This is a genomic window from Ruegeria sp. HKCCA6707, from assembly GCF_013033515.1.
Classification (GTDB): domain Bacteria; phylum Pseudomonadota; class Alphaproteobacteria; order Rhodobacterales; family Rhodobacteraceae; genus Ruegeria.
The window spans coordinates 255,595-273,843 of sequence record NZ_WQEG01000005.1 but is presented as its reverse complement, the minus strand read 5'-3'; the positions used below and the strand labels follow the sequence as shown (position 1 = coordinate 273,843).

Genomic DNA, 18,249 nt, shown 5'->3' with positions numbered 1-18,249 from the left:
TTTTCATTTCGAGAAAAACGCGCTCAGCACGTCAAAAACCAGCCGGATCCGCCGACTGGTGTGCAACTCACGATGCGTGGTCAGCCAGATAGGGAACTGAAACGGGTCCATATCTGGCAAAACGCGCTCCATCCCTGGGGTCATGTCGCCCACATGCTCGGACATTGGCGCGATCCCGAACCCGTGTTTGGCGTATTCCCAGGCAACAATCCCGTTTTGTGACCCGAGCCGAAAGTTGTCGTGGTCGACGGGAATACCCAGCGGTTTGAAATAGCCGATCATCTGATCTGTGTCGCCGAAACTTATGAATTCATGATCTGCCAGATCCGATTTGGATTTCGGTCGCCCCATTCGATCCAAGTAATCGGTCGCAGCATAGAAATATCCGGTGGCATCCTGGATCAGCTTGGCAATCAGATCCGGTTGTTCGGGCCGGACATGGCGGATTGCGATATCGGCCTCGCGCCGCATCAGGTCACGGATGTCGTTCGAGGCGATCACTTCGATTCGCAGGCGCGGGGCTTCGGAGCGCAGGATCTTTAACACCTCCGGTAGAATATAGGCGGACATCACGTCGCTGGCCGTGATGCGCACAAGGCCTTCGATTGACGTGGACTGCCCGGATGCGGTCAACGCGATACGATCAGCGGCCTCACCCATCGCTTTGGTGTGGTCCAAGAGCTCGATCCCGGCCTGAGTGATTTCAAGCGTTCGGCCCACGCGTTCGAACAGCATCACACCCAGGTCATCCTCAAGCGCCGCCACCTGACGGCTGAGCGTTGGCTGCGTTTGCCCCAATTTGCGCGCGGCGGCGGACAATGACCCGGTCTCAGCCGTCGCCAGAAACGCGCGAATGTGGTTCCAATCAAATCCATCCATACATTTACGTATAGGTGTTCTGCGAATTTGAGCAATTCATATTCGATCAGTGTATAGGTATCGTGTGCTTAAAGGAGACCCCTCTTATGACCACTGCAGCAAAGTTTTGGGATGGTTTGGCCGAAAAGTATTCCCGTTCGCCGATACGGGATATGGCCGCCTATGAGCACACGCTGGACAGAACCGTTTCCTACCTGAAGAAGGAAGACAACGTGTTGGAACTGGGTTGTGGCACAGGGCGCACGGCCCTGCGTCTGTCTGGCTACGTTGACACGATTACAGCCAGCGATGTGTCCCCTGGGATGTTGGCCGTTGGCCGCAGACTAGCCGCCGAACATGAGATCGAGAATGTCGCTTTTGTCGAAGCGGATGCGAGCCACCCTCCGAATTGGTCTTACGACGTGGCAATGGCCTTCAACCTTCTACATCTGGTGGAGGATCTGGAAGCCACGCTTGCGCAGATACATGAGGTTGTGAAGCCCGGCGGTTTGTTCATTTCAAAGACGCCGTGCCTTGCCCAAGGCGGTCTGGGGTTCAAATTCGGTCTGTTGAAGCTGTTGCTGCCGGTGATGCAGCTTTTGGGCAAAGCGCCCTTTGTCAATCAGCTGGATATCAAGACGCTCGAGTCGGCCATCGAAAACGCCGGGTTCGAGATCATCGAAAGCGGGAATTTCCCCGCGACACCTCCGTCCCGGTATCTGGTCGCCCGCAAAACGTAACAAAGGTACAACCAAAAGGTCGTTTCCGCATTGGGCTTTGCACGGGCACGCTTTAAACAGGGCCTGATGCAATAGCGGAGAATGCCATGGGCCTGAATGTATACCTGTCCGGAGAAATCCACACCGATTGGCGTGATCAAATCATTGATGGCGCAGAGGGTTTGGATGTGACTTTCAACAGCCCGGTCACCGATCACGGGGCCAGCGACGATTGCGGGGTTGCCATTCTCGGCGCCGAGACCAACAAGTATTGGCACGACCACAAGGGCGCGATGGTGAACGCGATCCGCACCCGCAAAGGCATTGCTGATGCCGATGTTGTGGTGGTTCGGTTTGGTGACAAATACAAACAGTGGAATGCTGCGTTTGATGCGGGCTATGCGGCGGCCCTGGGAAAATCGCTGATCGTTCTGCACGGCCCAGATCATCAGCACGCGCTGAAAGAAGTAGATGCTGCGGCTTTGGCGGTGGCCGAAGAGCCTGTGCAAGTTGTTGAAATCCTGCGCTATGTACTGACCGGAAAACTTCCGAGGTGAGCACGGCCAGGGACGCTGAGCGCGCGCCTGGCCACGGTTTTCTTTAGCTTTGCGCAGGGATCAATTTGCCCCGCTGGACCGCAGGGCGGTCCATGAACCGGTCGAGATAGGCCGTCAGATTGCTGTAGCTGTCCCATTCAACCAGGTCTTTGGTCCCGTAATACTCAAGCGCATTCAGCCAGGGCGCCAGAGCCATGTCCGCGATTGAATACTCTCCGGCAATCCAATCTTGATCTGCCAGCTGTGTGTTCAAAACGTTCAAAAGGCGCTTGGCCTCGTTGATATAGCGTTCACGCGGGCGGGGATCTTCAATCTGGTTGCCTGCAAATTTGTGGAAATACCCAAGCTGGCCGAACATCGGGCCCACACCACCCATCTGGAACATAAGCCATTGGGTTATTCGGTGTTTATCCCCGGCCGTTTGCCCTATGAACTGTCCTGTCTTGTCCGCCAGATAGAGCAGAATCGCACCGCTTTCGAAAAGGCCGATGGACTGTCCGTCTGGGCCGTTAGGGTCGATAATCGCAGGGATCTTGTTGTTGGGGTTCAGAGACAGGAACTCGGGACTTTTGACATCAGAGTCTGCCAAAGTGACCAGATGCGCCTCATAGGGAAGGCCGGTTTCTTCCAACATAATCGAAGCTTTGACCCCGTTTGGCGTGGGGTAGGAGTAAAGCTGTAAGACCGAAGGGTCTTTGGCGGGCCATCTGGCCATAATCGGGAAACTTGATAGGTCTTTCATCTGGTCTGCTCCTGGTGTGCTTGTCTACTGCGTAGATTGGCAAGATTTGCGGGCCGCGTCAGGCGCAACTCTGTGCATGATCGGTCAGTGAGTGTTTGCTGAAGAACAAAGGGGACCAAATGCGCAATCGCTCCCCTAGAAAAAAGTGTTCCGATAGATCAGACTTTCTGCAGACAACCGCGCCTCGGGGCGCGGTTCGCTTGTTTGGACAGAGGAGATGCAGGTGGAAGAGATCTCAGCACAGGTGGGCGCATTTGGGCCTCTTATCTTGAGTGCAATAAAAGCGCTGATTGTTTTGGTTGTCGGTTGGACACTGGCAGGCGCCATTAGCGGCATGGTTCGGAGACGGATCAACGCGACGCCACAAATCGATCCAACATTAGGGAATTTTGTCGCGAGCATCGTGAAATGGGCTTTGCTGGCCATCGTGCTTGTGGCTGTCCTGGGCATCTTCGGGATCCAGGCGACAAGCATTGTCGCTATATTGGGTGCTGCGTCGCTGGCCATCGGTCTGGCGCTTCAGGGTACCTTGAGCGATCTGGCGGCTGGCGTGATGCTGGTGGTTTTCCGACCCTATAAGCTGGGTCAGTTTGTGGATATCGGTGGCACTGCGGGTACCGTGAAAGACCTCAATCTGTTCACTACCGAACTTGTCACACCCGACAATGTACAAATCATTGTGCCCAATGGTCAGGCCTGGGGGTCGGTCATTACCAACTACTCTGCTCATGATACGCGCCGAGTCGATCTGGTTTTTGGTATCGATTATGGCGATAGCGCCGATGAGGCGATGCAGATCATCCTGGATATCGCCAAGGCAGATGAACGGATCCATGGCGATCCGGAACCCTGGGTGCGGGTGACCAATCTGGGGGACAGTTCGGTTGATCTGACCGCCCGGCTTTGGTGCGCGGCAGCGGACTATTGGGACGTGAAATTTGAACTGACCAAAGCGGTGAAAGAGGCCTTTGACGCCAAAGGTGTGTCGATCCCCTATCCGCATTCGGTCGAAATACAAAAACAGGGGTAAGCTCCCGCCCGTCATACAGGTATTGGAAATACCCTTTTCCGGTTGGGCCCAGCGCCGCGCTGGCGCGCGGCGCTTAGAGTGTGTGGTATTTCGTCTTGCGCAACCGCGCCGCGCCCTTGGCGCGGCGCTTGGCCCAACGCTGTAGCGCTTCCACGCCAGTGGAAGCGTTCAGGGGCGGGAGCGTTACGGCTTGATCACCAGGTTCGGGGACACGACGTCGATCCCCAAGGCTTTACCGACTGCATAATAGGTCAGTTGCCCCGCGTGGACATTCAGACCTTCCAACAGATGCGGATCATCCTGACAGGCTTGCTTCCAGCCTTTGTCTGCCAGTGACAGCATGAACGGCATGGTGGCGTTGCCCAGAGCAATGGTCGACGTGCGGGCCACAGCGCCAGGCATATTGGCCACGCAGTAGTGCATGATCCCGTCGACCTCATAGATCGGATCCGCATGGGTCGTTGCCCTTGAGGTTTCAAAACATCCGCCCTGGTCAATGGCCACATCCACCAGAACGGCGCCAGGTTTCATTGTCGACAATTGCGCGCGCGAGACCAGTTTTGGCGCGGCCGCTCCAGGGATCAGCACCGCACCGATCACCATATCGGCATCGGCAATCAACTCGGCTGTGGCCCCGGCGGTCGAATAGCGGTTCTTGAATTGTGCACCAAAGACATCGTCCAGATACCGCAGACGCGGCAGGGACCGATCGAGTACCGTAACATCGGCCCCCATTCCGGCAGCGATCTTGGCCGCATGTGTCCCCACAACACCACCGCCGATAACAACAACCTTCGCCGGTCCGACACCGGGTACACCGCCCATCAGTACGCCGCGCCCGCCATTGGCTTTTTGCAGGGTCCATGACCCGACTTGTGGGGCCAGACGCCCGGCAACCTCGGACATCGGAGCCAAGAGCGGCAGGCCACCTGAGGCATCCGTAACCGTTTCATAGGCAATAGCCGTGCAACCCGACGCAAGCAGATCATGGGTCTGATCCGGGTCGGGTGCCAGGTGCAGGTAGGTAAACAGCAGCTGACCCTCGCGTAGCATCTTGCGCTCTACCGCCTGCGGTTCCTTGACTTTGACGATCATGTCAGCGGTCGCGAACACCTCTTCCGCCGTATCGACGATGCGGGCCCCAGCGGCGATATAGGCGTCATTGTCGAAACCTGCGCCCAGTCCGGCACCGCTTTCGATGATCACTTCGTGGCCGCGCGCCACAGCTTCGCCCGCCGCGTTTGGCGTCATGCCGACACGAAACTCCTGCGGTTTGATTTCCTTGGGGCAACCGACTTTCATGGGGATCTCCATTCATAAACTGCCTAAATTATGGGCGGTTTATCGTGCAATTTTTGTGAAACTCTGCTTGCGTGAGTTCAAAAATACAGGAAAATATTCGAAGAACAGAAGCAAATCTGCAAGGATTGTGCGACAATGAGCCTCGACGCAACTGATCGAAAGATTTTGGCCGCCTTGCAGGTCAAAGGGCGGATGTCGAATGCAGAATTGTCCGAGAAGGCGAATCTGTCGCCCTCTGCCTGCCATCGCCGCGTTCAGCGGCTGGAAAGCGAGGGCTATATCCGCGACTATGTGGCTCTGCTGAACGCGCGAAAAATGGGGGTGCCGACAACCGTATTTGTCGAGATCACCTTGCAGGGGCAGGCGGAAGAAGTACTGGAAGCTTTCGAGAAAAGTGTCGCCCGCATACCTGACGTTCTGGAATGCCACCTTATGGCAGGAACCGCTGACTATATTCTGAAAGTTGTTGCCGAAAACACCGAGGATTTCGCCCGAATTCACCGCCAATACCTCTCGCGGTTGCCGGGTGTGGCACAGATGCAAAGCTCGTTTGCACTGCGGACGGTGTTCAAGACCACGGCGCTGCCGGTTTGATCAGACCGGTCCGGGATACGTGAACAGTGTCAGATGGGCGAAATTGAAGCCGAAATGCATAAGCGTCGGCACCCACAGGCGACCCGTCGCAGCATATCCCAGCCCGCAGGCCAGTCCCAGAATACTTGCGAAAACGACGAGTTCCAAACCTCCGGGCGCGTGTGCCAATCCGAAAAGCAGGCTGGCTAGCATCAGACCGACCAAGGAACCAAAGCGCGCTGACAGGGCGGATTGCAGATAACCGCGAAAGAACGCCTCTTCCGTCAGACAAGTCAGGAACAGGTTTGAAAAGGCAAACAGCAGCCACCAGTCGGGCAGCGCGATTTCCTGACGCACGGCACCACTCCAGACCCCAACGGCAAAAAGCACGGGCAGCAGAGCGAGGCCCAGAAACAGGGGGGCAGGATTGAATTCGGTCCGCGTGTGCAGGATAGCGGGCCATGCAAGCAGCGCCGCAAAGAACACCATGGGCTTGTCGAGGTTCAGGTAAAGCGTGAACATCCCGCTGTCCGGTCCCGCCGTGACCTGATCCAGTATCAGCAAGTTCTGCACGCCAGGCACCAGATGCGCGCCCAACGCCACGCTCCATACGACAAACGCAAGATGCCCGAGCACAGCCAGACGACCACCCAATCGTGGAAGTACAGCGGCACCGGCCATTCCTAAAGCGATGATAAGTGTTGCCGAGAGTGACAGCGCCCCAATGCTGAGCGCATATGCCCCGAGGATGGCGATCATTCCCAAGCCCAGTTCGCGCCGCCCGCCCAACGCAGTGATCTGGGCGGCCGCGATGACCAGCCAGGGCCAGATCTGTGGTAGCAAGCTCAGAAAGAACGCCAAGATATCCTCCGCTATGCTTTGTTTGATGCAAGGAACGATGCGGAAAAAGCAAGCAAACAGTGCAACCCGGCGCAATCTGGGTGTTCCGTTGCTTGTATCCCGGGCAGCTTCAGTTCAAATTCGACTATCGAGGCGAGGCTGATAGAATATCATCCAATTTGAACTTGTATCTCAGTCGAATGACATTTTCAGGTTACACAGCCCCGATACGGTCCAAACCCGACGGAAGAAAAGGAAAAGACCTTGGCACAGGATAACGACAACGCTCCGAAAGATTGGCTGGAGGCCGAGCTTGAGGATACGTTTGACGAAGATATCGAGATCGAATTCAGCGAACCGATGCTGTCGATGGAGATACGGAAGATCTATCGCGAGCAGCATCCCGAGATGCTGGATCGGAAAGTCTATTTTCAGAACCTGCTACGGTTGCAAGCGGAATTGATCAAAGTTCAGGACTGGGTGCAGCACACCGGTGCCAAGGTGTGCATCTTGTTTGAAGGGCGCGACAGTGCCGGAAAGGGCGGTGTGATCAAGCGGATCACCCAACGTCTAAATCCGCGCGTGGCCCGGGTTGTTGCCTTGCCCGCGCCCAGCCGTCGGGAGCAAAGCCAGTGGTATTTCCAGCGCTATGTCCCACATTTGCCCGCCGCGGGCGAAATCGTCTTTTTTGACCGATCCTGGTACAATCGCGCAGGCGTTGAACGTGTGATGGGCTTTGCGACCGATGATCAGGTTGAACAGTTTTTTCAGGACGTTCCTGAATTTGAACGCATGCTGGTTCGATCCGGAATCATCTTGTTGAAATACTGGTTCTCGATCACCGACGAAGAACAGCAATTGCGCTTCCTCATGCGTATTCACGATCCGATGAAACAGTGGAAACTGTCGCCGATGGATCTGGAATCCCGTATTCGGTGGGAAGCCTACACCAAGGCGAAAGAAGACATGTTCTTCCGCACCAATATCCCCGAAGCTCCTTGGTATATTGTCGAGGGTAACGACAAGAAACGAGAGCGCCTGAATTGTATCGAACACATTCTGACCAAAATCCCCTATGAGGACGTGCCCCAGGAAAAGGTCACTCTACCGGACCGCCGCTATAACCCGGAATATGAACGGCGCATCTTGCCGGATGAATTGCACGTGCCGAAGATCTACTAGAAAAAACACCCCGAGACATCGGGGTGTTTTTCTCGGCTAATCATTCGACAGTTCAAATGAGGAAGTTGTCTTTGTCCAAATCGGCGATCAACGTGTCTTCCAGGATAAGCGCGTTGCCCTTGCCGTCCTCGATAACGACGTCGTCGCCAGATTGCGAGATGTGGTTCTTGAACAGGTCATTATAGCCTTTGATCGTTTGAACGTTCCTGAGGATGATCACATCCGATCCCTGGAAGTCGGTCACAAGATCGATGCCTGGTGAAAAGACAAATTGGTCGGCCCCGCGGCCTCCGGTCATGACGTCATTTCCGCCACCACCAGCCAGTTTGTCTTTGCCGCCACCGCCGACAAGTCGGTCGTTGTGGGCGCCACCTTTGAGGATGTCGTTACCACCACCGCCGAAGAGCGAGTCATTTCCGTTGGCGCCTTTGAGGCGATCGGCGCCCTGCCGACCGTACAACGCGTCATCACCTTGTTGGCCCAACAATTTGTCCTGACCTTTTGCACCGACCAATCGGTCATCGCCATCGCGTCCCTTCAGGACGCCGGCTTGGTTAGGTTTCAGCGTGAACCAGTCATCAGAATTACTGCCAACCCTGCCCGCAACAACAAATTTCTCTACTGGATCGGGGTCTGTAGGTGCGGGATCGACAGGCGATGCGACCGGATCTGACGGCGCAGGAGCGGGAGCAGACGGAGGGGGAGGGGTTGCGCCGGTGTCCAGTTGCACGGGGGCAGCCGTGCGGGCGAAGTTCTGGGTTACCATGATGGCGTTCCAGCCATTGAAGTCACCAACTTCGATACCGATGCCAACTACGGTCACATTTGGATCGAGGATGTTGGCACGATGTCCCGGACTGTTCATAAGCGCATTGTGCAGGTCGACGACGTCGTCAGACAGCCCTGGAGCGCCCCGGATACTTTGCCACGCTATGTTTTCTGTTGCGCGCCAGCTACCTGAAAAATCGAATCCGGCATCTTCCATACGGTCCCAAGGTGTGGACCCGCCAACCCCGGTATGGCTGAAAATGTCTTGGTTCAGCATCCACGTGCTGTGGTCTTCGGCTGCCTTGTTCAACCGCAGTTCCAGTTTGACAGGGCTCAGGCCATGGGCTGCGCGCTCTGTGTTGATAAGCGTCAGCATTTGCCTTTCAAGATTACTTGCGACGGACATGATTCTGCCTCCAGGTGCGTTGTGTTATTTTGAGGAGACATTAGTGGCGAGAATTTGGCAGAGAGCAGTCACAATTTTGCCGCAAAAGATTCTCGGCAAAATACTACCAAAAGTTGAACTAATTGAGGTCAAAAATCGCCGACCATGTGCGAGGTAGCCTCAGAGAAAGAACCGCAAGCCTATGATAATATAGGAAATTTTCGGCCAAGCTCTGTTGTTGCAAGAATTCCGTCTAAAAACGACAAACCCCCGGGCGGGGCCTCGGGGGTCGTCAAATCGTGTCATCCAAAGCTGGACGAGGCTTGAGCAGCTCTTAGAGCAGACCTTCGCGCTGGGCTTTCTTGCGTGCCAGTTTACGGGCACGGCGGATCGCTTCAGCTTTCTCGCGCGCTTTTTTCTCGGACGGTTTCTCGAAATGCTGCTTAAGCTTCATTTCACGGAACACGCCTTCGCGCTGCAGCTTTTTCTTCAGGGCACGAAGCGCCTGATCGACATTGTTGTCGCGAACACTAACCTGCATGTGGTTGTCACCACCTTTCTAGATAGAGTTGCAAGGATTTGCAGGAGGTGGCCGTATAGCAAAGCGCTCCTAACTTGTCTAGTACTGGCCTTGGAACCCGGAGAAACGCCATGACCGTGACTTACGAAGACGCCAAAAACCAATTGCTTGATGCCATCTTGAACCATGTCCCGTTTGATGGATGGTCTGAAGCCAGCTTTCGTGCGGCTATTTCTGATTGCGATATAGAAGACACGCTGGCGCGCGCGGTTTGTCCGCGGGGCGCGGTCGATCTGGCGCTGGCCTACCATGCACGCGGGGATGAATTGATGCTGGAGCGCATCACGACCGAAGATCTGAGCGGCCTCAAGTTTCGCGACAAGATCGCGGCTGCCATTCGCTTTCGGCTGCAAGCGGTTCAAGACAAAGAGGTGGTGCGCCGTGGTGTGACCCTGTTTGCGCTGCCGACCCATGCGGCGGATGGGGCCAAGGCAATCTGGGGCACATGCGACAAGATCTGGGACGCGCTGGGCGATACCTCGGACGATGTGAACTGGTATACCAAACGCGCCACCCTGTCCGGCGTGTATTCGTCCACCGTTCTCTTCTGGCTGGGTGACGACAGCCCGGATCATCAAAAGACCTGGGAGTTCCTGGATCGGCGGATCGAAGGCGTGATGCAGTTCGAAAAGCTAAAGGCGCAGGTTCAGGGCAATCCTTTGTTCAAGCCATTTCTTGCGGTACCGAATTGGCTGGCGGGCCAGGTCAAGGCTCCGATGCGGATGCGTACGGATCTGCCGGGGATGCTGAACCCGCGAAAGTGATCAGAACGGCTGGGCCTTCGCTGTGCGGCCTGCTAGGCATTGGGCAAAGGAGATCTGCCCATGACCCAGATGATGCGCGCTGTTGAAATTACAAAGCCCGGTGCGCCGGATGTGTTGCAAGTGACCGAACGCCCCATGCCGGAACCGGCCCATGGTCAGGTGGTTCTGAAAGTTGCTTATGCCGGAGTGAACCGCCCAGACGCGCTACAGAGGGCGGGGGCATACGATCCGCCTCCTGGGGCGAGTGACCTGCCAGGGCTTGAAGCCTCGGGTGAGGTTGTGGCACTGGGCGCCGGGGTCGAAGGTCTGGCGATCGGTGATCAGGTCTGTGCGTTGCTGCCCGGTGGCGGATATGCCGAATATGTGGCCACTCCAGCCGCGCATTGTCTACCGGTGCCCAAAGGCATGGGCTTGAAAGAGGCCGCGTGCCTGCCCGAAACCTTCTTTACGGTCTGGTCCAATGTGTTCACGCGTGGCGGATTGAAAGCGGGCGAACGGTTTTTGGTGCATGGAGGCTCCAGCGGCATCGGCACCACGGCCATTCAATTGGCCAACGCTTTTGGGGCCCGCGTCTTTGCCACGGCCGGATCCGACGAAAAATGTGAGGCTTGTGTCAAGCTTGGGGCCGAGAAGGCGATCAACTACCGGGATGAGGATTTCGTGGCCGCGATGCGCGCGGAAGGCGGTGTTGAACTAATCCTGGATATGGTCGGCGGTGACTATATCCCGCGCAACATCAAAGCTCTGGCTGAAGATGGTCGTCTTGTGCAGATCGCATTTCTGCAAGGTCCGGTTGTCGAGGTAAATTTTGCCTTGATGATGGTCAAACGTTTGACCCTGACTGGCAGCACCCTGCGCCCGCAAAGTGATCTGGCCAAGGCCCGGATCGCCCAGAACTTGCGCGAAGCCGTTTGGCCTTTGCTTGAAGCGGGCAAGATCGCGCCGGTTATGGACAGCAGCTTTGACCTGTCCGAGGCAGCAGCAGCCCACGAACGTATGGAAAGCTCGGGCCATATTGGCAAAATCGTTCTTGAGGTGGCCGGTTGACCAATTGAATGCATTGCCCTGTTTCGCAGCCGTGATAGCTTTGCAGCAAACCAAAGGGAGAGCAGCATGCAGCAAACGGCGCGAACAGTGGTCATCCATGAAACCGGCGGCCCCGAGGTGTTACAGGTCGAAGACAGACCTGTGGGTGATCCGGGCCCGGGCGAGGTGCGCATTCGGCACCATGCCTGCGGTCTGAACTTTATCGACGTCTATCAGCGCAGCGGGCTCTATCCACTCGAGCTGCCCCACGCGCTGGGCATGGAAGCCGCCGGTGTGATCGAGGCTGTTGGCGAGGACGTGACGCATCTGCAACCCGGACAACGCGCGGCCTATGCTGCGGCACCCCCCGGTGCCTACGCACAAGCGCGGGTCATGCCCGCCGCGCAGGTTTGTCCTTTGCCGGAAAGCATCTCTTTCCGCACTGCGGCAGCCATGATGCTGAAAGGTCTGACGGTGGAATATCTGTTTCACCGGACCACACCCCTCAAGCGGGGCGACACGGTTCTGTTTCATGCCGCAGCAGGGGGCGTCGGGTTGATTGCCTGCCAATGGGCCAAGTCCGAAGGCATCACCCTGATCGGGACAGCCGGAACAGACGAGAAATGTAGCATGGCGCAGTTCAATGGCGCGGCGTACTGTATCAATTACCGAACAGAGAACTTCGTTGAACGCGTCGCCGAAATCACGGGTGGGAAAGGTGTGGATGCAGTGATGGACTCGGTGGGTGCGGACACGTTTGAAGGGTCACTGGATTGCCTAAAACCGCTGGGCATGATGATTTCGTTTGGAAATGCCTCCGGTCCGGTTCCGCCTGTTGATCTGGGGATGCTGGCGCAGCGGGGCTCTTTGCGGCTGACACGGCCCACATTGTTCACCCATATCGCCGATCACAAGACCTGTCAGGCGATGGCGCGCAGGTTGTTCAACAAGGTGGACGGTCGCGAGGTCAAGATCCACGTCGATCAGCAGTTCCCGCTGGATCAGGTGGCCGAGGCGCATCGGGTATTGGAAGCACGCCAAACCACCGGCAGCACGGTTCTTGAGCCATAAAACGACTGAGCCCGGCATCGCTGCCGGGCTCGATCAATCTGAGGTTTGCCGAATGGCTTACTGCTCTTGCAGTTCCGCAGGGGTCTTGTACGCGATGTCTTTCCAGTTGGCATCCGCACGCTCGTTAAAGCCCGGGATATCGCCTTCCCAGCGTTCCTGGATGTCTTTCGACAGGTTCAGGTACAGCTTGTTGTCAACGATCTTCCAGTAGCTCGGGTCACCGTCAAACTTGAAGCCCATCGCAGTACCAAACGCGCAGTAACCGCCATAGGCGGGCAGATACGCCTCAGGGTTTGCTTCGAACGCGGCTTTGTTTTCTTCGTTGGCAAAGCGGTACAGCGCGTCGTTGTGCAGTGCTGTGATGCGGTAGTCACCTTTTGTCGGCTCACCAACTGTGAAGTATGCAACCGGGTCATAGCCTTGCAGCGCCAGACCGGTTGAGCTTGCGTTCAGCTCAACACCAGCAGCCAGAGCAGAGCTTGCGATTGCGACGGACAGTGCGACACCGCCGATGAGGGATTTGATCTTGTTCATGGTTTCACCTTTCGTGAACAGGGCCGCTTTGAAGCACCTGAATTTTGCCCTTGCGACCCGGATTTGTTTTACGTGGCACCGGTAATTGGCTGCCATGCAAACCCAATTGGGAGACGGCGCGTTCACGTTCAATTCAATGAATTGTGACTGTGCGTTGACGAACAATCAGCAATCATTTTCGCACATTCGGGCGCAGGGAAAGAACGAAGCTTATCACTTTGTCTGGCGACATTTCACACGGGCGTAGCAGCGCGCCGCTGGACTGAGTGAGATAGAGGTTCAGGCTGATATAGTCGGTGCCGCCCAGCTCATGCGCGACAAGCTTGTGGGATTTGCCGACTACGAACTCTGACCGGGACACGGCATACTGCCGCCCTTTCGCATGGCCGATGAACGTCCCAAGCGGCAGAGCAAAAAAGGCGCCCAGAAACGCGTCTTGTCTGGTCAAGATTTCCCGATCTTGGGTTCTGTCCCAGCTTTGATCCGCGCAAGGTTGGTGCTGTGTCGGGCATAAACCAATATAGTCAGGATAAGCCCCAGACCAAAGGTCGACCCGTCGGAAAACACCATGATCCATGTGGTCGACAAAGCAGCGGCGGCCAAAGCGCCCAGCGAGGAAATTCTCCAGATCGCTGCGGCCACCAGCCAGGTCAGGCAACAGGCGATGCCCACGCGCCAGTCCAAAGCCAGCCACAACCCAAGAAAGGTGGCCACGCCTTTACCGCCCTTAAACCCGAGCCAGACCGGGAAGCAATGACCCAGAAATGCGGCCAGCGCCGCGATTTGCATCGCGTCTTCGCCAGCCAAAGCGCGCGCCAGCAGGACCGCCACGGCCCCCTTGGCCCCATCGAAGATCAGCGTCAGCGCTGCGGCACTCTTGTTGCCGGTGCGCAAAACATTGGTGGCACCGATATTGCCTGAGCCGATGTTGCGCAGGTTTCCCAGACCCATCACCTTGGCGATGACCATGCCAAAAGGGATCGAGCCCATCAGATAACCGATAGCCGCCCACAGGATCAGCTGCTCTGTGGTGCTGTCAAATACGGGCATCAGGTTCTCCGGTAGACTTCGTTTCCTGCCACATAGGTCGCGGTGACCTTACCCTGCATCCGCTGGCCGTCAAACGGGGTATTCTGCGATTTCGATTTCAGCGCGAACCGGTCCAGCACAAAGGGTACATCCGGGTCGAACACAACCAAATCTGCCGGAGCGCCTGCGGTCAGGCGTCCGCTCTCCAAACCCAGCCGGTTGGCGGGGTTTAGAGCCATGGCGCGAAACAGGGTCGGCAGATCCAGCTGCTCGGCATGATAAAGTCGCAGCGCTGCGGGAAGCAGCGTTTCCAACGCGACCGCGCCCGAGGCCGCCTCTTCAAACGGCAGGCGCTTGCTTTCTTCGTCTTGGGGCGTGTGCATCGAACTGATCGTGTCGATCAAGCCGGTCCGAACGGCCTCGATGACCGCTTGTCGGTCGTCTTCCGACCGCAGCGGCGGCTTGACCTTGAAGAAGGTGCGATAGTCGGCCACGTCGAGCTCGTTCAGCATCAGATGGTGGATCGATGTACCGGAGGTGATGTCCAATCCGTTGCGCTTGGCGCGCTCCAGTGCGGGCAGGGCGCGGGCGGTGGTAATCTGGTCGGCATGGTAGGCCGCGCCTGTCATTTCCAAAAGCGCGATGTCCCGGTCCAGACCCATACGTTCGGCCATGGGCGACACAGCAGGTAGCCCGCGCAGTGCGGCGAATTTGCCGCTGGTGGCGGCAGCCCCGGCGCTGAGGCCCGGATCCTGTGGATGGGCAATCACCAACGCGCCGCACGATCGCGCATAGGTCAAGGCGCGGGAAAACACCTTGGTGTTGCTGACAACATGGTCGCAATCGGTAAAGGCCACAGCGCCTGCATCCATCAGAAAGCCGATTTCGGTCATCTCGCGACCTTCGCGGCCCTTGGTCAGGGCGGCCATGGGCAGCACGTTCACTGGCGCATCTGCCTGCGCGCGCCGAGTGGCGAATTCCAGCGTTTCAGGCGTGTCCACGGCAGGCAGCGTATCGGGGCGCGTGACCATAGTGGTCACTCCCCCAGCAGCGGCGGCAAGACCGGCGGATTTATAGCTTTCTTTGTGCCGTTCGCCGGGCTCACAGACTTTGACGCCGATATCGACGATGCCCGGGGCCAGACAATGGCCCTGACAGTCGATGACCTTATGATCGCCCACAGGTACGGTGCCATCGCCTTTTGCGGCGATCCGGCCATCGGCCACTTGTAGCCAACCGGGCGCTTCCGTTCCGGCCTCGGGGTCGATCAGGCGGGCGTTGATGAAGAAATGGGTGGTCATGACGTCGATTCTCGGGCTTTTGTTAAGGCCGCCAGTGCAGCGTCTGGGTCAGTCAGGTACTCGAATACGAGGAATCTAAGCCGAGAAAACACGATGTTCTGGCCGCTTCGGTAAAAGCTGAGATTGGGGTGAATAGAAAGGCTTTTGGCCGGGAAGACTTCGCTCAACCACCAAACATTATTGTCGGTCACAACGTAAACGCGTCGTGACCGAAGGAATCGATCCCACCACATGTAGAAGGCCAACAGCAACGTACAGCCAACGATTTTCCAATAGTCCCGCACAGTATCTGCGTACCAGGGGCTGGCGATCCAGGCCAGGCACAGGCAAACACATAAAATGCCATATGCCCAGCGGACATGAGGTGGAAAAAACCCCTGATAGGGCCTGCCCGACCAAATGATTTGCGCGTCTTCCGGTAATTGACGGCGCCACCAATCTAGATTGCTGGCTGTCATCGCATTGCCCTTTCGATGGCGGCTTTGGTCGTGGCGGGGTTGGCCTGGTATTTGATCAGGTGCTTGTCGCCAGTTTTTGTGATGACCTGGACAAAGCTGCCCAATGTTTTGACCTCGGCAATCTGGGTCAGCGCGACAGTGCGCGGGCCAGGACCCGTTAGGGTGGTGTCCGACATTTCCCACACCGCGGCCAGATCTTCCGAGGCCAGATACCACGCCCGGATCCCCACCGCCGCCAGACCCGCTGGCGCGCCGGTCCAGACATAGGGGTTACCGACCACCCACAGCACGATCATCGCACCAGCCATCGCCACCGCCGCCAGCCAGGCATAGGTGCGGATATAGGCCGATTTGTCCGGAGCAAAGGTCACAGGATCAGCCAAAGGGCGCCTCCGATAATCAGCAAAGCAAGCACTGCCAGAACCGCAGATCCAAGGCGTTGCGGGCTTTGATCTGAAGAGGCTGCTTGCGGGGCCGAAAACGGCTTGGCGCTTTCTGTTTCGATCTTGCCACCTGTCCAGTTGGTTGCCTCTTCGGTATAGGGCCCGATCAGATGCACCCTCGGGTCCGGCTCAAGACGCAGGGCGCGGCCACCAAAAGCCGCGCTGCGGACAACCATGACCCAGCCCTTGACGGCCTCAAGCGCAGTCCGGTCCAGTTGATCCAGCGAAACGCCGCAGCCTTCGTGCAGATAGCCATAAAGCCCCATGTCTTCGAGGTCGGAGACCGGGAAAACATCGATCTGGTCTGCCACCAGCCCCACGATCCCCAGCATCTGATCGGCCGCACCGGGTTCGCGTTGGAATTTGGCTTCTTCGGGCGGCATATCCAGCGCGAATAAGCGAAGCACGCCGCGTTCGTTGGGGGCAACCTTCAAAGGGCTCATGCGGCGTCTCGCAAATTGCGGGCCAGCAGGTCCATCGCCGCCATACGCACGGCGACACCCATCTCGACCTGTTCCTGAATGACGGATCGGTTGATGTCGTCCGCCAGCGTGCCGTCAATCTCAACCCCACGGTTCATCGGTCCGGGATGCATGACAATGGCATCGGGCTTGGCCAACGCCAGCTTCTCGGCGTTCAGCCCATAGCGGTGGTAGTATTCGCGTTCGGAGGGGATGAAACCGCCATCCATTCGCTCTTTCTGAAGGCGCAGCATCATGACCACGTCGACGCCCTGAAGGCCCTCGTTCATGTCGTCATAGATTTCCGCGCCAAATTCGGCGAATTGGCCGGGCACCAGTGTTGGCGGGCCGATCAGGCGGATCCGGTTTTCCATTTTTCCCAGCAGGATCAGGTTCGACCGCGCCACCCGTGAGTGCGCGACATCGCCGCAGATCGCGATGTTCAACCGATGCAGCCGTCCTTTGGCACGGCGAATGGTCAGTGCGTCCAGCAAGGCCTGTGTTGGGTGCTCATGCCGCCCATCGCCCGCGTTCAACACCGCGCAATTCACCTTTTGAGCCAGCAGGTCCACCGCGCCCGAATGCGGATGCCGCACCACCAACAGATCCGGATGCATTGCGTTCAGCGTCATCGCCGTGTCGATCAGTGTCTCACCCTTTTTGATCGAACTGGCCTGCATCGCCATGTTCATCACATCCGCCCCAAGGCGTTTGCCTGCGAGTTCAAAGCTGGCCTGCGTTCGGGTCGAGTTTTCGAAGAACATGTTGATCTGCGTCAGTCCTGACAACACGTCCGAGCGCTTTGTCGACTGGCGGTTCATGTCGACATAGGTCTCAGCCAGATCAAGAATGGCAGTGATATCGGATTGCGACAGATGCTCGATCCCAAGAAGGTGACGATGGGCGAAACGCATGGGCGGGCTCCTGTCGGACAATCGGGCCGCTTATAGAAAGCTGCGCAGTTCAAAGCAAGCTAGGGATCGGTGCCGTCCGGCAGTTTCTCGCAGCCGCCATCGGGCAGGCATTGCTCACCCGGTTTACACCATTTGCCATAGCCGCAATCGACAGCTTTGACAGGTACGCACCCCTGATGGGCCGAGCATTTGAAGCCCGGGCGGCATTGTGATCCGGTTTCTTCGCACAAGAACCACCCCGGGCGCGAGCATCCGCCACCGGGCAGACAGGTCGAGCCCCGCGCACAGGTCAGCCCATCGTCACAGCGCGTGCGCGGGGCCGGAGTGGGGTCAAATTCAGGCCGGATGCGCTCGCATTCGCCACGGGCGTTGCAGGTACTGCCACCCGGACAGTCAAGGCGCGAGTTACAGGCGTTGGCCCCGGCAGGAGCGCAGCGCGCACCGCCTGCAACACAACGCTCGAACGGTCCGCACGTGCGTCCACCACCGCAATAGCTGTGGCCCAGAGGGATGCAGTTTCCGTCGAAACTGCACCGCTCACCGGGGGAACAGCACGACCGCCCACATTGGAACTGCCCGGCACGGCACTGGCTGTCGCGACCCAGAAGCTGGGCTGAAACCTCGGGCCCGCTGGCCAATGTCAGCAGCAATCCGATCAGCAAAAGGCGCAGGATCTGGAACATAACAGCGTCCATGGTCAACAGGTCTGGGT

At 57.5% G+C, this 18,249-nt stretch carries 22 protein-coding genes; 8 read left to right on the top strand and 14 right to left on the bottom strand.

The window, feature by feature from the left end; translation table 11 throughout:
* Window positions 1–3: 3 nt before the first annotated feature.
* Window positions 4–879, bottom strand: a complete 876-nt coding sequence (locus tag GOW40_RS14230; protein WP_171131020.1) for a LysR family transcriptional regulator — start codon at window positions 877–879, stop codon at window positions 4–6.
* Between the two features lie 86 nt (window positions 880–965).
* Between GOW40_RS14230 and GOW40_RS14225 the strand changes: the two genes are divergently transcribed.
* The gene (locus GOW40_RS14225; RefSeq protein ID WP_171131018.1) at window positions 966–1,598 is read left to right on the top strand and encodes a class I SAM-dependent methyltransferase; all 633 of its coding nucleotides are present in this window, start codon (window positions 966–968) and stop codon (window positions 1,596–1,598) included.
* 86 nt (window positions 1,599–1,684) lie between these two features.
* Window positions 1,685–2,134 (top strand): YtoQ family protein, encoded by a 450-nt coding sequence (locus GOW40_RS14220; RefSeq protein ID WP_171131016.1) that lies wholly within the window; start codon window positions 1,685–1,687, stop codon window positions 2,132–2,134.
* Window positions 2,135–2,177: 43 nt separating this feature from the next.
* Here the strand turns inward: GOW40_RS14220 and GOW40_RS14215 are convergent, their stop codons facing one another.
* Complete coding sequence (locus tag GOW40_RS14215; protein WP_171131014.1) at window positions 2,178–2,876, bottom strand: glutathione S-transferase family protein; 699 nt, start codon at window positions 2,874–2,876, stop codon at window positions 2,178–2,180.
* A 223-nt stretch (window positions 2,877–3,099) separates the two neighbouring features.
* Here GOW40_RS14215 and GOW40_RS14210 point away from each other — a divergent pair, with 223 nt between their 5' ends.
* A complete protein-coding gene (locus GOW40_RS14210) occupies window positions 3,100–3,906 on the top strand; it encodes a mechanosensitive ion channel domain-containing protein (protein WP_171131012.1) in 807 nt (268 codons plus the stop codon).
* 183 nt (window positions 3,907–4,089) lie between these two features.
* Here the strand turns inward: GOW40_RS14210 and ald are convergent, their stop codons facing one another.
* The gene (ald, locus tag GOW40_RS14205) at window positions 4,090–5,208 is read right to left on the bottom strand and encodes an alanine dehydrogenase (RefSeq protein WP_171136479.1); all 1,119 of its coding nucleotides are present in this window, start codon (window positions 5,206–5,208) and stop codon (window positions 4,090–4,092) included.
* A 135-nt stretch (window positions 5,209–5,343) separates the two neighbouring features.
* Here ald and GOW40_RS14200 point away from each other — a divergent pair, with 135 nt between their 5' ends.
* A complete protein-coding gene (locus GOW40_RS14200) occupies window positions 5,344–5,802 on the top strand; it encodes an Lrp/AsnC family transcriptional regulator (RefSeq protein WP_171100812.1) in 459 nt (152 codons plus the stop codon).
* On the opposite strand, the gene GOW40_RS14195 is transcribed toward GOW40_RS14200, so the two are convergent.
* Window positions 5,803–6,642 carry a CPBP family intramembrane glutamic endopeptidase gene (locus GOW40_RS14195; RefSeq protein ID WP_171131010.1) on the bottom strand — a complete coding sequence of 280 codons (840 nt, stop codon included), beginning with the start codon at window positions 6,640–6,642 and terminating at the stop codon, window positions 5,803–5,805.
* A 243-nt stretch (window positions 6,643–6,885) separates the two neighbouring features.
* On the opposite strand from GOW40_RS14195, the gene ppk2 reads away from it, so the two are divergent.
* Window positions 6,886–7,803, top strand: coding sequence for a polyphosphate kinase 2 (gene ppk2 / locus GOW40_RS14190; protein ID WP_171100815.1), 918 nt, complete (start codon window positions 6,886–6,888; stop codon window positions 7,801–7,803).
* A 52-nt stretch (window positions 7,804–7,855) separates the two neighbouring features.
* On the opposite strand, the gene GOW40_RS14185 is transcribed toward ppk2, so the two are convergent.
* A complete protein-coding gene (locus GOW40_RS14185; protein WP_254444451.1) occupies window positions 7,856–8,947 on the bottom strand; it encodes a CAP domain-containing protein in 1,092 nt (363 codons plus the stop codon).
* Between the two features lie 343 nt (window positions 8,948–9,290).
* Window positions 9,291–9,497, bottom strand: a complete 207-nt coding sequence (gene rpsU, locus GOW40_RS14180) for a 30S ribosomal protein S21 (protein ID WP_005614280.1) — start codon at window positions 9,495–9,497, stop codon at window positions 9,291–9,293.
* 110 nt (window positions 9,498–9,607) lie between these two features.
* Between rpsU and GOW40_RS14175 the strand changes: the two genes are divergently transcribed.
* The 3 genes from GOW40_RS14175 to GOW40_RS14165 all read left to right on the top strand — a co-directional run bounded on the left by GOW40_RS14175 (window position 9,608) and on the right by GOW40_RS14165 (window position 12,397).
* Window positions 9,608–10,300 carry a COQ9 family protein gene (locus GOW40_RS14175; protein WP_171131006.1) on the top strand — a complete coding sequence of 231 codons (693 nt, stop codon included), beginning with the start codon at window positions 9,608–9,610 and terminating at the stop codon, window positions 10,298–10,300.
* A gap of 60 nt (window positions 10,301–10,360) precedes the next feature.
* Entirely contained in the window at window positions 10,361–11,347 is a 987-nt protein-coding gene (locus GOW40_RS14170; protein WP_171231060.1) for an NAD(P)H-quinone oxidoreductase, read from the top strand.
* A 66-nt stretch (window positions 11,348–11,413) separates the two neighbouring features.
* On the top strand, window positions 11,414–12,397 hold the full coding sequence (locus GOW40_RS14165) for a quinone oxidoreductase (RefSeq protein WP_171131002.1): 984 nt from the start codon (window positions 11,414–11,416) through the stop codon (window positions 12,395–12,397).
* Between the two features lie 57 nt (window positions 12,398–12,454).
* Here GOW40_RS14165 and GOW40_RS14160 read toward each other — a convergent pair whose 3' ends face one another.
* The 8 genes from GOW40_RS14160 to GOW40_RS14125 form a co-directional block, all read right to left on the bottom strand.
* Window positions 12,455–12,931, bottom strand: coding sequence for a YHS domain-containing (seleno)protein (locus GOW40_RS14160; RefSeq protein ID WP_171131000.1), 477 nt, complete (start codon window positions 12,929–12,931; stop codon window positions 12,455–12,457).
* Window positions 12,932–13,103: 172 nt separating this feature from the next.
* Window positions 13,104–13,379, bottom strand: a complete 276-nt coding sequence (locus GOW40_RS14155) for a hypothetical protein (RefSeq protein ID WP_171100824.1) — start codon at window positions 13,377–13,379, stop codon at window positions 13,104–13,106.
* The gene (gene plsY / locus GOW40_RS14150; protein ID WP_171130998.1) at window positions 13,376–13,981 is read right to left on the bottom strand and encodes a glycerol-3-phosphate 1-O-acyltransferase PlsY; all 606 of its coding nucleotides are present in this window, start codon (window positions 13,979–13,981) and stop codon (window positions 13,376–13,378) included. Before plsY ends, GOW40_RS14155 begins: the two co-directional genes overlap by 4 nt.
* The gene (gene pyrC / locus GOW40_RS14145) at window positions 13,981–15,261 is read right to left on the bottom strand and encodes a dihydroorotase (RefSeq protein ID WP_171130996.1); all 1,281 of its coding nucleotides are present in this window, start codon (window positions 15,259–15,261) and stop codon (window positions 13,981–13,983) included. Before pyrC ends, plsY begins: the two co-directional genes overlap by 1 nt.
* 454 nt (window positions 15,262–15,715) lie before the next feature.
* The gene (locus tag GOW40_RS14140) at window positions 15,716–16,102 is read right to left on the bottom strand and encodes a hypothetical protein (protein ID WP_171130992.1); all 387 of its coding nucleotides are present in this window, start codon (window positions 16,100–16,102) and stop codon (window positions 15,716–15,718) included.
* Entirely contained in the window at window positions 16,087–16,605 is a 519-nt protein-coding gene (locus GOW40_RS14135; RefSeq protein ID WP_171130990.1) for a hypothetical protein, read from the bottom strand. The genes GOW40_RS14140 and GOW40_RS14135 overlap by 16 nt, the downstream gene beginning before the upstream one ends.
* Window positions 16,602–17,537, bottom strand: a complete 936-nt coding sequence (locus tag GOW40_RS14130) for an aspartate carbamoyltransferase catalytic subunit (protein ID WP_171130988.1) — start codon at window positions 17,535–17,537, stop codon at window positions 16,602–16,604. The genes GOW40_RS14135 and GOW40_RS14130 overlap by 4 nt, the downstream gene beginning before the upstream one ends.
* 59 nt (window positions 17,538–17,596) lie before the next feature.
* On the bottom strand, window positions 17,597–18,232 hold the full coding sequence (locus GOW40_RS14125; RefSeq protein WP_254444450.1) for a scavenger receptor class F, member 2: 636 nt from the start codon (window positions 18,230–18,232) through the stop codon (window positions 17,597–17,599).
* Window positions 18,233–18,249: the final 17 nt, after the last annotated feature.